General features: G+C 60.3%; 12 protein-coding genes. 4 read left to right on the top strand and 8 right to left on the bottom strand.

Features of this window, described 5'->3' with window-relative positions; all coding sequences use genetic code 11:
* Positions 1-64: 64 nt before the first annotated feature.
* Positions 65-841 (top strand): ferredoxin--NADP reductase, encoded by a 777-nt coding sequence (locus tag GJV18_RS16410; protein ID WP_160347572.1) that lies wholly within the window; start codon positions 65-67, stop codon positions 839-841.
* Here the strand turns inward: GJV18_RS16410 and GJV18_RS16405 are convergent.
* The 6 genes from GJV18_RS16405 to GJV18_RS16380 all read right to left on the bottom strand — a co-directional run bounded on the left by GJV18_RS16405 (position 792) and on the right by GJV18_RS16380 (position 9,111).
* Positions 792-3,227 (bottom strand): ATP-binding protein, encoded by a 2,436-nt coding sequence (locus tag GJV18_RS16405; protein WP_160347571.1) that lies wholly within the window; start codon positions 3,225-3,227, stop codon positions 792-794. The genes GJV18_RS16410 and GJV18_RS16405 overlap by 50 nt on opposite strands.
* On the bottom strand, positions 3,202-4,320 hold the full coding sequence (locus GJV18_RS16400; RefSeq protein ID WP_160347570.1) for an ABC transporter substrate-binding protein: 1,119 nt from the start codon (positions 4,318-4,320) through the stop codon (positions 3,202-3,204). The genes GJV18_RS16405 and GJV18_RS16400 overlap by 26 nt, the downstream gene beginning before the upstream one ends.
* Positions 4,310-5,422, bottom strand: a complete 1,113-nt coding sequence (locus GJV18_RS16395) for an ABC transporter substrate-binding protein (protein WP_160347569.1) — start codon at positions 5,420-5,422, stop codon at positions 4,310-4,312. The genes GJV18_RS16400 and GJV18_RS16395 overlap by 11 nt, the downstream gene beginning before the upstream one ends.
* A 3-nt stretch (positions 5,423-5,425) precedes the next feature.
* A complete protein-coding gene (locus GJV18_RS16390; protein ID WP_218572146.1) occupies positions 5,426-7,648 on the bottom strand; it encodes a putative bifunctional diguanylate cyclase/phosphodiesterase in 2,223 nt (740 codons plus the stop codon).
* Positions 7,649-7,884: 236 nt separating this feature from the next.
* A complete protein-coding gene (mscL, locus tag GJV18_RS16385; RefSeq protein ID WP_160347568.1) occupies positions 7,885-8,298 on the bottom strand; it encodes a large-conductance mechanosensitive channel protein MscL in 414 nt (137 codons plus the stop codon).
* A 66-nt stretch (positions 8,299-8,364) separates the two neighbouring features.
* Positions 8,365-9,111, bottom strand: coding sequence for an EAL domain-containing protein (locus tag GJV18_RS16380; RefSeq protein ID WP_160347567.1), 747 nt, complete (start codon positions 9,109-9,111; stop codon positions 8,365-8,367).
* A 138-nt stretch (positions 9,112-9,249) separates the two neighbouring features.
* Between GJV18_RS16380 and GJV18_RS16375 the strand changes: the two genes are divergently transcribed.
* The 3 genes from GJV18_RS16375 (at position 9,250) to radA (ending at position 11,335) form a co-directional block, all read left to right on the top strand.
* Positions 9,250-9,492, top strand: a complete 243-nt coding sequence (locus GJV18_RS16375; RefSeq protein ID WP_160347566.1) for a YdcH family protein — start codon at positions 9,250-9,252, stop codon at positions 9,490-9,492.
* Positions 9,493-9,569: 77 nt separating this feature from the next.
* Positions 9,570-9,848 (top strand): YdcH family protein, encoded by a 279-nt coding sequence (locus GJV18_RS16370; protein ID WP_160347565.1) that lies wholly within the window; start codon positions 9,570-9,572, stop codon positions 9,846-9,848.
* A gap of 122 nt (positions 9,849-9,970) precedes the next feature.
* A complete protein-coding gene (radA, locus tag GJV18_RS16365) occupies positions 9,971-11,335 on the top strand; it encodes a DNA repair protein RadA (RefSeq protein WP_160347563.1) in 1,365 nt (454 codons plus the stop codon).
* Between the two features lie 272 nt (positions 11,336-11,607).
* Here radA and GJV18_RS16360 read toward each other — a convergent pair whose 3' ends face one another.
* Entirely contained in the window at positions 11,608-11,979 is a 372-nt protein-coding gene (locus GJV18_RS16360) for a PilZ domain-containing protein (RefSeq protein WP_160347561.1), read from the bottom strand.
* A gap of 747 nt (positions 11,980-12,726) precedes the next feature.
* On the bottom strand, positions 12,727-13,980 hold the full coding sequence (gene glyA, locus GJV18_RS16355; RefSeq protein ID WP_160347559.1) for a serine hydroxymethyltransferase: 1,254 nt from the start codon (positions 13,978-13,980) through the stop codon (positions 12,727-12,729).
* Between the last annotated feature and the right edge of the window lie 161 nt (positions 13,981-14,141).

Here is a 14,141-nt window from a genome sequence, read left to right as displayed (position 1 = left end):
GAGTGCAAGGCAGAGCGACTGCGAAGCAGAGTGACCGCAGGGACAAGTCAGATAGGAGCGAAGTATGACCGCGACGCCCGACAAGTTCACCCGCCAGATCGTTCAGAGTGTGCAGCCCTGGGCGGCCAATCTGTTCAGCCTGCGTTGTTCGCGTGACCCGGGCTTTCGCTTTCGCCCCGGCCAGTTCGCCCGGCTGGGGGTGAGCAAGGCCGATGGTTCAGTGGTGTGGCGCGCCTATTCGATGGTTTCGGCGCCCCATGATGACTTTCTCGAATTCTTTTCCATCCTGGTGCCGGACGGCGAGTTCAGCACCGTGCTGAGCCAGATGCAGCCGGGGGCGGGCCTGCTGGTGGAGCGCCAGGCCTATGGTTTTCTGACCCTGGACCGCTTTGCCGATGGCGAGGATCTCTGGCTGCTGGCCACCGGCACGGGGCTGGCGCCCTTTCTGTCGATGTTGCAGGACCCTGAGGTCTGGCAGCGGTTTGCCCGCATCAAGCTGGTCTACTCGGTGCGTCATGCCCGGGAGCTGGCCTATCTTGAGCTGATTCGGGGGCTGACGGCGCGGGACTATCTGGCCGAGTTTGCCGGGCGTCTGCAGTTTATTGCGCTGCTTAGCCGCGAGCAGGCGCCGGGTTGCCTGCACGGGCGCCTGACCACGCTGCTGGACAGCGGCGAACTGGAGCGCGCCGCCGGCCTGACGCTGGACCCGGCGCGCTCGCGACTGATGCTCTGCGGCAACCCGCAGATGATCGAGGACATGCAGGCGCGCCTGAAACACCGTGGCATGCAGCTCAGTCTGAGTCGGCGGCCGGGGCAGCTGGCGTTGGAGAACTACTGGTAGGGGGCACGTCGCCGGCGCCCTCCGGTTCGTCCATGGGCGCGCAGATCGGCAGGCGGATGGCAAAGCGCGCGCCCCAGCCGAGCTGGCTGGCCACCTCCACCTTGCCGCCGAGCACCCCGGTGACCAGGTTGTGCACGATATTCAGCCCCAGGCCGCTGCCTCCCTGGCCCATGCGGGTGGTGAAGAAGGGGTCGAAAATCCGCGGCAGGTGTTCCTCGGCAATGCCGCGGCCGTTGTCGGACAGGGCCAGCTCAATCCAGCCGGGCTCATAGGTAAAGGCATACAGGCCGATCTTGCCGTGGTCCATGCCCTGCAGACCATGGATCAGCGCATTATTGATCAGGTTGACCAGCACCTGGCCGAGGGCGCCGGGGTAGCTGTCCAGCTCGATGCTGTCATCGATATTGCTGTCGATCACAAAGGGCGTTTTCTTCAGGGTGGGCCCCAGGGTGATCAGGATTTCCTTGATCACCTCGCTGAGCTGGAAGCGTCGGCGCTGCGAGCCGGCCTGATCCACCGCCACCTGCTTGAAACTGTTGATCAGCTCGCTGGCCTTGCGCAGGTTGCGTACCAGGATGTCGGTGGCGGTCTTGTTGTCCTCGATAAACTGCTCCAGGGTCGAGCGTTTCAGGGTCCCGGCGCTAACGGCTGCGGCAATCTCGCGGCCGTGGTCTTCCAGGGTGCTGGCGGCCATCAGGCTGTTGCCGACCGGGGTGTTGAGCTCATGGGCGATACCGGCGACCAGCGCGCCCAGGGCTGCCAGCTTCTCGCTCTGCACCAGCTCGTCCTGGGCATGCTGCAGGGTGCCCATGGCCTTGTTCAGTTCTTCGTTGCTGCGGGTCAGGGCATCGGTGCGTTCGGCGACCCGTTGCTCCAGGCTGGCATTGAGCTCGCGGTAGGCGATTTCCGCCTTTTTCTGCTCGGTGACATCTACATCCATGCAGACAAACAACTGCTGCCCCTCACGGCTTGGCAGCGCAAAGGTGGTGGCCAGGACGAATAACTGTCGGTTGTCTGGAAGATGGATCTCGCTTAAGTAAGGGCCAATACCAGCACCGCTGGTCGTTTCTTTAAGCATGGCCCTGAAAAGTCGCTCCTGCTCGACAGAGTAGAACAGCTTGTCTAGGGTCTGGCCCATTGCCTGGTCGCGGCTTACGCCATAGAGCGTCTCACTGGCATGGTTCCACATTACAACCCTGCCTTCTGCATCGAACCACTGGATAGCCACATTGGGTGTATTTTCCAGGGTCGCAAGTAACCGGTCTTCACTTTCGCGCAGGCTCTGGGCTGTGGCGAGCAGGGCTTCCTCCCGCTCACGAATCGCCCCTACCATGCGCTTGAGGCTGACGCTCAGCGTATTCAGCTCGCTGATTGAAGTGCTCTGTACCGGTAGGTCGTATCTCCCGTTGGCAATCTGCTTAACCTGGCGGCTGAAGAGTGAGATTTTCTTGGCCAAGCTCCAACTGGTGAGTGCAGCAATGCCTAGCGCCATGGCTAAGGTAGCAGCCAGTGACAAGAACAGGCGTTGCCAGGTCGAACTCAGCAGGGCATAGGCTTGTTCGCTGGGTTGAACAACCAGCACTTGCCAATCGGGGCCGCTGACAGTTCGTGACAGGCCAACCATTTCCTGGTTATCGATTTGCAGGCGCTGCACGCGAGGGCTTGTATGCTGGAAAACCGGTAGATGGCCGAGGTTCAGTTGCTGACTTGCCTCGGGGTTTTGCGAGCTGGCGATCAGTTGGCGCTGACGGTCAACAATCAAAACCTGAAGGGCTCCATCCTGGCTGAGTTGCTTGGCCAGCTCTGGCAGAGGGCTGATGGCCACCTCGCCGATCAGCACACGTTGGCCGAGCGGTCTGGCCAGGGCTACCGCCAGTCGTGAACTGACGGTGGACAGAAAACTGTTGGACCAAGCCCCAACCTGCTCCGCCTGAGCTTTTCGCACAAAGTCCCGGGCGGAGATATCCAGGCCGTAGAGATTTTGCCGTAGTCCGCGTTTGGCTGAAGGCATGCCGATCGCGCGGATGCGTCCCTGTTCGTCACTCAGGTAGATGGCCTCGTAGAAGTCCGAAGTGTCGGCATAGGCGTCGAGTAGTGTCTGTATCTGTGCTTCGCTGAGGTCTGCGGAGCTGTCAAACAGATTGGCCAAAGAGCCCAGTTCACGGTCTGCAATGGCAAAGTGGCGCTCCAGTTGACGCGCAATGTTATCGGCTGCAAATCCCTGGCGGGTATCGATATCCTCGAGTAGCAGAGGTTCGTAATACAGGCGAAACAAAAGAGCCACAGCCAGAATCGGCAAGGCAGCCACAATGATAAAGCGGCCTGCCAGAGTCAGTAGAAGTGGACGCGCCTTGAGCAGGTTACTCAGGACTGATAAAGCGACCATGCCTGACCACTCTCAAATAGATAAGGTTGTAGTTGTCGCCGAAGTCGTCAAAGACGATCGGTTGCTGCAAGCCCTCGAAGCGACGAATGCGTAACAGGGTCTGCTTGAGGTGCTCGTCAGGTTGGCGAGACGCAAGGGCATGCAGCAGTACTTGAGTGGCGTTGTAACCTGTGACTGCAGCGGTATCGACGTCCTGACCAAAGCGTGCCTGGTATTGGTCGCGGAAACTCTGGAAAAGCGGGTTTTTGTCCTCGATGTCAAAAACCTGGGCAGTGATCAAACCTTCAACCGCTTGACCACCCATTTCCAGCAGAGTGTCAGCGGCTGCCCAGGCCGGTGTTGCCAGAACCATGTCTGGTTTTTTCTGCCGTAGGTGTGAGGCGAGCATGGCGGTATCGAGTGCGCTGCTGACCAGCACCACGGCCTGTGTTTCCTGCTTTAGGGCGGTTTGAGCCAGGTCGGCATATGGCGCTTCGGCGCTGCGTTGAAAGACAACTGGGTCTGCGATTTCCCCTCCAAGTCCGGTGTAGTAACGGGTGAAATCCGCCACCCAGGGTGTTGTGAAGGTCGCGTTGCTTTGTTCGACCAACAAGCTGACCCGGTTGATGCCAAGGCGTTTGTGCAGATGGCTCGCAATGTCACGGGCATCAGGGTTTTGGTGGCCAAGAGTGCGAAAGAACATGTCATCCCTGCCAGCGAGCAGGGGCGAAAGGGGGGTAATGCCCATAAGCAGGATATTGGCTTCTGTGAAGGTTGGAGCCAGGGCTTCGGCAATCACGCTGGTCATCGGGCCCAGCACAGCGTCGACCTTGATATCGATCAGCTTGCGGGCGGCTTGCTTGGCCTGTTGCGGATCAAAGCCGTCGTCGTATTGGTGTATTTCAATAGGGCGCCCCTTAATGCCTCCTTTCTGATTGTGCTGTTCAATGGCCAGTTGCACACCATTACGCCCCGATATGCCAAGACTGGCGCTAGCTCCAGAGCTGTCGACGATCACTCCCAGGCGCACCGGTTGCACAGGCGGTGGCGGTTCATTACAGGCCACCAGTGTTGCAGCGATGAACAGGCTGGCAAGCGGGTATTTAATCCGCATGCAGGTACTGTCCCTTGTGAATACGAGTGATGAAGGTCGGGCTCTGGGTGTCACCGTAGGCGTCAAACTCGATAGGCCCCTGCAAACCGTCAAACCGCTGCAGGCGCAGCAGGGTTTGTTTGAGCGATTCATCGTCGCGCTGCTCGGCCAGACCCTTCAGAACCACACGGGTGGCATTGAACCCCGTCAAGGCTGGAAACCCGGGCTCTTCTCCAAAGCGTCTTGTGTAGGCCTGGCGAAAGGCTATAAAGGCTGCTCCGTTGTCCTCAGTGTTCATGTATTGAGGCACCAATACGCCTTCGACGGCATTGCCACCCAGTTCTATCAGCTTGCCAGTGCCCGCCCATTCCGCAGTGGCAATAAGCAGATTAGGTTGCAGTTGGCGTAGCTGATTGGTCAGCAGGGCCGCATCGAGTGCGCTGGTAATAAGCAGTACTACCTGAGGCTCTGCAGCGACGGCCTGGCTAGCCAGTTGTACATAGTCGAGTTCGGTGGAGGACTCGAATGTCGTGGTTTGTACAACCTGACCGCCCAGCGATTTGAAGTGGGTGGAGAAGTGCTCTGCCCATGATTCGCTGTAGGCCTTGTTGTGGGTGTCAAGAATAAGGCTGACCTTGTCGATGCTGTGTCGTTGATGAAGGTGTTCGGCCATCACGCGAGCGTGCTGATCATTGCTGCCGATGGTGCGAAAGAACTGGTCATCGCGGTTGTTGAGCAGGCCAGTGCTGACCGGACCACCCATCAGCAACACACCAGCCTCAGTAGCCTGTGGCGCGATAGCGACGGCGACGGCGCTGGTCATCGGGCCAATGACGGCATCGACGTGTTGCTCCAGCAGCTCTGCCAGTGCTTTCTTACCCTTCTCCGGACTGAGCTCATCGTCGCGAATGATCAGTTGCACAGGGCGGCCCGTTTTCCCTGTGGCGGCATTATGCTGCTCAATAGCCAATTGGACGCCATTGCGCGCGGTCAGTCCGAGATCGGCGTTGGCCCCGGACAACCCACCAATAAAACCAAGGCGAATGGGTTCGGGGTCGCTACAGGCAGTGCTTAGCAGCGATAGCGCAACAAGCACCAGATGTGATAGTCGAAGGTGGGCCATGGCTTATTCACTCGGATGCGCGGCGATAAAAGCAAGCAGTTCGGTTATCGACATGGGTTTGGCGAACAGATAGCCCTGTCCCTCATGACAGCCCATTTCTTTGAGCAAGGTGGCCTGGCTTTGCTGCTCAATGCCCTCGGCAATGACGTCAAGGTCCAGGTTATGAGCCAGCTGGATAATGGTTTCGACAATGCGCTTACTGCCCTCGCTCTGTTCCAGCTGACGAACAAAACTCAGATCGATCTTCAGTCGATCCACGTTCAGGCTCTCCAGGTAGCTGAGAGAGGAGAAACCTGTTCCGAAGTCGTCTACCGCCAGCGTCAGTCCCTGCGCCTTGATCTGCTCAATCAGCACGCTCATAAGGTCAGCTTCCAGCATGGCCATCGATTCGGTGATCTCAAGCTCGATGAGGTTCGCCGGCACACTGCTTTCCCTAAGCGCACTGCTGAGCATGCTGATGAAGTTGGGGTGGCGCAGTTGTGCAACGGAGACATTGACCGCCATGCGGAGCGGCCGCTTGCTGTGCTGGTTGATTGCGTTTAGATCATGGCAAGCAACGCGCAGAACCCATTCGCCCAGCGCGACGATCAAGCCTGAGCTTTCGGCCAGAGGAATAAACTCGGCAGGGGAGACGTAGCGGTTATCTTCGGTGCGCCAACGCAGCAGCGCTTCGAGCCCGACCAGTTGATTGTTCTGCAGGTTGTACTGGGGCTGGTAGGCAACGAATAGGCGTTCGCGTTCGAAGGCCAGGCGCAGGTCTTGCAGGAGTTGCACGCGTGCGCGCGTCTCGAATTCCATTTCGCGGCTGAAGTGGCTGATGCTTCCGCGTTGCTGCTGTTTCCCGTGCTTGAGTGCGATGCTGGCGGCCTTCAGGGCGTCGCTACCTTTGCCATCCACCTGATCCAGGCGTGTAAGGCCAATGGTGGCAGTAAAATGCTGGCATAGATCGGCAAACTGCAATGGATCCTGCAGGAGGTCTTGCAGACGGGTCGGTTCAAGCGTGCCGTGATCGGCAAGGATAGCGAACACATCACCATCAACTCGTGCAATCAGGCTACTGCTGGGCAGTTTTGTCTGTAAGCGAGTGCTCAGGGCTTGCAGCATGGCATCGCCAAGCTTGTGCCCGAGGGTGTCGTTGAACGCTGAAAAGCCATCGATATCAATCAGCGCCAGTGTGTACTGGCTGGCAGCGTCTCCCCCAAGCGCTTGATCCAGCGCATGAACCAGCCCCAGGCGATTTGGGATGTGGAGCAGTTGGTCGTTGTAAGCATGATCCTTTAGCTGGCTGAGCAGCAGAACGTTGTCCAGGGTGACGATGATATTGCTGCAGAACACCTCCAGCAGCTGTTTGTCCAGTTCGCCCAGTGGGCGCTCGGTCTGTAGGTAGGCGGCCATATGGTTATGACCCTGGCCCGGGAAGAACAGTGTTGTAGAGCTGTCGGTGAAGAGGCTGCTGCGCTCAGCCAGAGCCTGCTTGAGTGCTTCCGCCACCCGGCGATCCTGCAGTTCACCCAATTGCTTGTCGATGCAGCCGGTCAGGTTTCCAGCAGCGGCCACAATCAGTGCGCTAGCAGGCGAGGCTTCATGGTCATAGGCGCAAACCAGCCCCTCGGGAGGCAAACCGAGCAGGCCGCAGATCTGGGTGATGATGCCAGCGGCGAATTCGCTGACACCCTGGCGTGCCAGCAACTGGCTGCTGGCGCGAATGACCATGCCCAGGCCACGGCGGCTGGCGTTGATGGTATGGATCTGGTCATAGGAGCGGATGGCCGTGGTCAGGGCGGTATACAGCCGGTTGCGAGTCAGTTCGGATTTGGTCTTGTAGTCGTTGATGTCGTAATCACGAATGGCCTCCAGTTCAGGGGCGTAGCCCGGCTGGCCGGTGCGCAGGATGATACGTGTCTCGCTGTTATCCAGTTCCTTGCGGATGCGTCGCACCAGATGGAGTCCGGCATGTTCGGATTCCATCACCACATCCAGCAAGATCACGGCTACATGTGCCTGTTTGGCCAGGAGATCAATAGCCTCGCTGGCTGAGTAAGCGTGCAGAAACTTCAGTGGCCGGCCAAGGATCTGGGTGTTGGCCATGGCGAAACAGGTCGATTGATGGACATCCTGATCGTCATCGACGATCAGGACATACCAGCCTTCCTGGGCTCGGTCATCGTGTTCTGCGCGACCTTCGTCGTCGAAAGAGAATAATTCGTCGTCAGCAGTTTGGCTCATGGCAGGCCTTCAACTGGGCATATGTTGTCTGGTTGGCTTGGTCCAAATCCTTAGGACATCCTTATTCAACTTAACGGGCGTGCTCCAAGCGCTCGACTTTGCATGCGCATCTTTCATTGGTACGGCAGTGCAACGATTTCTAGCAGTTTAGGTGAAAATGGCTGGCCTGCTGAGCTGGGGCTTGGTCCCATCCGGCCTTTGTGCGGTGGGCCGCACGCAGGCCGTTGCGCGATCATCTAGGACGGTGTCTGCTGGTTTTTCAGCAGGTCGCGGATTTCGCTCAGCAGTTCCTGTTCCTTGGTCGGCGCAGGCGGTGCGGCGGGAGCGGCTTCTTCTTCGCGCTTGAGACGATTGATCACCTTGACCCCCATAAAGATGGCAAAGGCGACAATCAGAAAATCAATCACGCTCTGGATGAACTTGCCATAGGACAGGGTCACGGCGGCGACATCACCCTCGGCGGCTTTCAGCACAATGGCCAGGTCGGAGAAATCCACCCCGCCGATCAGCACCCCCAGAGGCGGCATCACGACGTCGCCGACAAAGGACGAGACGATCTTGCCGAAGGCCGCGCCGATGATAATGCCCACGGCCATGTCGACCACGTTGCCCTTGACCGCGAAGGCTTTGAATTCACTCAGAATGCTCATGCTGCTGTCCCTGATGGATGATGGTCGGCTGAGTGTAATCCAGCCGTCTGCTCTTGCCAGCGTCTATCACTCGGGGAAGCGCACCTCGGGCAGGGACTCGAAGCCTGGCTTGGCCAGCAGGTAACCCTGGAACAGCTCGACCCCCATGTCACGCAGGGCCTGCAACTCCCCCGGGGTTTCCACGCCCTCGCCGATCACCCGGATATTCAGCTTGCGGCACATCTGCAAGGTGGCTTCCACCAGGATCTGCCGCACCGGGTCCTGGTCGATGTTGCGGATCAGCTGCATATCCAGCTTGATCAGGTCCGGCTGGAAGTCGGCGAGCAGATTGAGCCCGGCGTAACCGGCGCCAAAGTCATCGATGGCGGTCATAAAGCCCTGTTTGCGGTAGGCCCGCAGGATATTGGTGAGGTGGTCGATATCCAGCACCTGCTCCTGTTCGGTGACCTCGAAAATGATCCGCGACAGCGGAAACTTGACCCGTTCGGCCGCCTCCAGCGTGGCTCGGATGCAGGTTTCCGGCTTGTACACGGCATTGGGCATGAAGTTGATCGAGATCTTGCCCGGCATCTGCAGCCGCGCCGCCCACTCCAGAGCCGTGACCCGGCAGGCCTGATCGAAGGGGTAGAGATTGTCACGGTTGAGTCGATCCAGCAGGCTGCCGGCCGATTCGCCTTCAGCGCCGCGAACCAGAGCCTCATGGGCAAACACCTGGCGGGTATTGATATCGACAATCGGCTGGAAGGCCATGCTGATGGGGAAGTCCAGTCCCTTGCCGTCACGGCAGGCGGAACAACCTGTGGGTTTGCTCATGCGCAGTCTCTGTACAAAGTGGTTTTTTGATCTTTGCAAACACCATAGCAGATCACTCGCACGATGCCCCCGGGCGATCTGCGGCAGATTCCAGAGCCTTGGGCTAGGCTCAAAACAGGCCGTCAAGAGGATGCCGCCATGCCATTGCAACACCATCCGCTGTCACGGGAGTTTCCCGAACTGAAGGACGCGCTGCGTCGCCTGATCGGTGAGGACGGGCACTTTGCCCGCCTGGCCGAAGAGTATGAAGAACTCGACAAGCGCATTTACGAGGTGGAGAGCGGCCGCGTGGCCATGGACGAGCTGATGCTGGCCGGCCTGAAGATGCAGCGGGTGAGCCTCAAGGATGAGCTGGCCGACAGGATGCGTGCCGCTGGATAGCGGGGCGTTGATCCCGGTCAACTGCGCAGGGCTGCCGACGGCATAGGCTTGAGGCATCTCTAGTGAGGAGTTGCCCTATGCACGTTGAACACCATGCCCTGGTCAAGGATTTCCCCGAGCTGCGCGAAGAGCTGCACGAGCTGCGTCAGCAGGACAATGCCTTCGCCCGTCTGGCCGAGAACTACGAAGCGCTGGACAAGCGTATCTGCCGCATCGAAGACGGCATCGAACTGCTCGCCGAGGGTGCCCTGGGCCAGCTCAAGCAGGAGCGCGTGGCCCTCAAGGACGAAGTGGCACGCCGGCTGAAAAAGGCGGCTGGGCAGTGTTGTGGGTGTGGCAACGGCTGCGGCAGCTGAGAGAGGGTTGATGACAACTGCGCCCTGGGTGTTCTGCCCTGGCTGCGACTCAATGGTCTTCAGGCTGTAAATATATCCAGTTATTTCGTATGATCCGGGCTCCGTTTTCCGAGGAGTCCGGCATGGCCAAGGCCAAACGCATCTACGGCTGCACCGAGTGCGGCGCGACCTTTCCCAAGTGGGCCGGCCAGTGCGGCGAGTGCGGGGCCTGGAATACCCTGGTGGAAACCCTGATCGAAGCCAATGCCGCCGCCCCCAGCGGGCGTGCCGGCTGGGCTGGCGAGCAGGCGCAGATCAAGACCCTGGCCGAAGTCAGCGTCGAGGAAGTACCGCGCTTTTCCACCGCCTCCGGTGAACTGGACCGGGTGCTCGGCGGCGGCCTGGTGGATGGCTCGGTGGTGCTGATCGGTGGCGACCCGGGCATCGGCAAGTCGACCATCCTGCTGCAGACCCTGTGCAATATCGCCACGCGCTTCCCTGCGTTGTATGTCACCGGTGAGGAATCCCAGCAGCAGGTGGCCATGCGCGCCCGTCGCCTGGGCCTGCCGGAAGACAAGCTCAAGGTGATGACCGAAACCTGCATCGAAAGCATCATCGCCACCGCCCGGGTGGAAAAGCCCAAGGTCATGGTCATCGACTCGATCCAGACCATCTTTACCGAACAGCTGCAGTCCGCCCCCGGTGGCGTGGCCCAGGTGCGCGAGAGTGCGGCGCTGCTGGTGCGCTTTGCCAAGCAGAGCGGTACGGCGATCTTTCTGGTCGGCCATGTGACCAAGGAAGGCGCCCTGGCCGGGCCACGGGTGCTGGAGCACATGGTCGATACGGTTCTCTATTTCGAGGGCGAGTCGGACGGCCGCCTGCGCCTGCTGCGGGCGGTGAAGAACCGCTTTGGTGCGGTCAACGAGCTCGGCGTGTTCGGCATGACCGACAAGGGCCTCAAGGAAGTCACCAACCCCTCGGCGATCTTCCTCACCCGCGCCCAGGAGGAAGTGTCGGGCAGCGTGGTGATGGCCACCTGGGAAGGCACCCGGCCGATGCTGGTGGAGGTGCAGGCGCTGGTCGACACCAGCCATATGGCCAACCCGCGCCGGGTGACCCTGGGGCTGGACCAGAACCGTCTGGCCATGCTGCTGGCCGTGCTGCACCGCCACGGCGGCATCCCCACCTACGATCAGGATGTGTTTCTCAACGTGGTGGGCGGGGTCAAGGTGCTGGAAACCGCCTCCGACCTGGCGCTCATGGCGGCGGTGATTTCCAGCCTGCGCAATCGTCCGCTGGCCCATGATGTGCTGGTGTTTGGCGAGGTGGGGCTGTCCGGTGAGATCCGCCCGGTGCCCAGCGGCCAGGAGCGCCTGAAGGAGGCGGCCAAGCACGGCTTCAAGCGCGCCATCGTACCCAAGGGCAATGCGCCGAAAGATCCGCCGCCGGGTCTGCAGGTGATCGCGGTGACGCGCCTGGAGCAGGCCTTGGATGCACTGTTTGACTAGGGCGTTGGTTTAGAGGAGCGCCCCTGGGGCACTGGCTGCGGCGTTCTGCCGCGACCGGGCTCTGGGAAAAATTGACCTGGGTCAATGGTTAGCAAGCTATCGGAGAGCAGCATAAAAGCGTATCCACATTAAGGAGACGCCAGCATGTTCTTGTTCTTCGATTTCTTTTCCCGCGCGTTCAACTTCGATGTTCAGGCCGTGCAGACCCGTGAGGCGCGCCGTGACATGCAGCGCCAGCGCTCACGTCGTCAGTAGGTCGCGCCGGGGGCGCTTCAGTCCTCTTCGCCGAGGGCAGCCAACTCCCGCTCCAGCAGACTCTCGTCGCCCAGGTTGAGTTCAACCAGGCGGCGCAAGTGGCTGATGGAGTCCAGGTCGATATGCCGGCAGACAAAGCCGAGCAGCTCGCCCTGGGTGCGGGTCAGCACCACTTCCATCTGTACCTGGGCTTCGTCGTTGAGGGTAATACGTACCTCGAAGGGCTGGTGTGGGTCGCCGTTCCAGCCCTTGGGCTGCTTGACCAGTACACCCTTGAGCGAGACGTCGTGCAGCGCCACCCTCCAGGTGCGTTCACCCTGGCTGATTTCGGTGGGCGCGTCGAAGGCGATACGTTGAAAACGTCGACGCTCGTTGGCTGTTGCGCTCATGCAAAAACTCCTGCTGGGTTTAATCCACTATAGCCAAGGCTGGCCTGGCTGGCGTGTTTTTATGACGTCAGCTTTGGCGGCTGCGGGCACAGTTTGTAAGGTGGGCAAGTCTTCGGTATGTCGCGCTCTGCGATGATCAGAATAAGGATTCTTGGCGGAGTCTTGAGGTATTGCTGTTTGACACCGGACTGGCAAGCTTGTGTGCGGCGTTGCTCGCGCCGTGGCATAGCCGATTGTCGCGTGTACTGGGCGTTTGGGTTGCGCCCCTCACGGGCGCGTCACTTTCTCTTGCTTGCCCAAGAGAAAGTAACCAAAGAGAAGGGCACCCGACATCCGGGTTTCGCTGCGCGAAACTCCCCTCGCTCCGGTGCTGCTCCGGGGGCCGGCTTACGAGGGCCATCCCTGGCCCTTTAAGCCTCGACCGGCCATCCAGGCCGGTCGTCCCCCTACGCACCACCTCCACTCGGCCTCCTGACGGGACCGGGTCGCGAGCTTGCAAAATTCTCTCCAGCACACACTGAGTGGCGTCTGTAGTGCTGGCCCGAAGGGTGAGCGCAGCGAATCAAGTGAGTCGCCCGAAAGGGGCGAAACCCATCAGATCAAACAAGCCGGTAATGGATAATGCCGCTTCATCATCAGCACACACCTAGTTGCCAGTCCGGTATCTAAAGTACCTTCCCCGCCGCAATACAGAGAGCCACAAAAAAGCCCGCCGGATGGCGGGCTCGATTGCGCTGCTGCTAGGGCTTAGTTGCCGTATACCGGGAACTTGGCGCAGACCGCCTTGACCTGCTCGCGCACGCGGGCTTCGACGGCTTCGTCGCCCAGGTTGGCGAGGATTTCGCAGATCCAGCCGGCCAGCTGGCGGCATTCCTCTTCCTTGAAACCGCGGGTGGTCACGGCCGGGGTGCCGATGCGCAGGCCCGAGGTGACGAAGGGCGAGCGCGGGTCGTTCGGCACGCTGTTCTTGTTCACGGTGATAAAGGCGCGGCCCAGGGCGGCGTCCGCGTCCTTGCCGGTGATGTCCTGCTTGATCAGCGACAGCAGGAACAGGTGGTTCTCGGTACCGCCGGACACCACGTCATAGCCATTGTCGATAAACACGCTGGCCATGGTCTGGGCGTTCTTGATCACCTGCGCCTGGTAGGCCTTGAACTCGGGCTGCAGGGCTTCCTTGAAGCACACGGCCTTGGCGGCGATGACGTGCTCCAGCGGGCCACCCTGGCCACCCGGGAAGACCGCGGAGTTGAACTTCTTCTCCAGGGCTTCGTTGGCACGAGCGAGGATCAGGCCGCCGCGCGGGCCGCGCAGGGTCTTGTGGGTGGTGGTGGTGACCACGTCGGCGAACGGTACCGGGTTGGGGTACAGGCCAGCGGCAACCAGGCCGGCAACGTGGGCCATGTCGACAAACAGGTAGGCACCGACCTTGTCGGCGATGGCGCGGAAGCGGGCAAAGTCCAGCACCTGGGAGTAGGCGCTGAAGCCGGCGATGATCATTTTCGGCTTGTGCTCGACGGCCAGGCGCTCGACTTCGTCGTAGTCGATCAGGCCAGCGTCGGTGATGCCGTACTGCACGGCGTTGTAGATCTTGCCGGAGAAGCTGACGCTGGCGCCGTGGGTCAGGTGGCCGCCGTGGGCCAGGCTCATGCCCAGCACGGTGTCGCCGGCATTGAGCAGGGCCATGTACACGGCCGAGTTGGCTTGCGAGCCTGAGTGCGGCTGGACGTTGGCGTAATCGGCGCCGAACAGTTCCTTGGCGCGGTCGATGGCCAGCTGCTCGACGATATCGACATATTCGCAGCCGCCGTAGTAGCGCTTGCCCGGATAGCCTTCGGCGTACTTGTTGGTCAGCACGCTGCCCTGGGCTTCCATCACCGCCGGGCTGGTGTAGTTTTCCGAGGCGATCAGCTCGATATGGTGCTCCTGGCGCTGGGCTTCCTGCTCCATCGCGGCAAACAATTCGGCGTCATAACGGGCAAGAGTCAAATCACGGCTGAACATGGCATTCCCCTGAGAAAAATCAGCTGGGCGGTAGAAAGAGGGGGCGAATTCTAACCCATCCGGCGCCGGCAGGCATATGAGCGCTGATCATCTGGCGGACAAGTGGGACTCATGGGGCAGCCTCAAACCTCAAGCCTCAAGCCTCAAGTAAGAGCAAAGGC

The organism is Pseudomonas xionganensis (assembly GCF_009763245.1).
Lineage (GTDB): Bacteria > Pseudomonadota > Gammaproteobacteria > Pseudomonadales > Pseudomonadaceae > Aquipseudomonas > Aquipseudomonas xionganensis.
The sequence above is the reverse complement of the archived record's forward strand: the minus strand, read 5'-3'. Positions and strand labels throughout refer to the sequence as shown.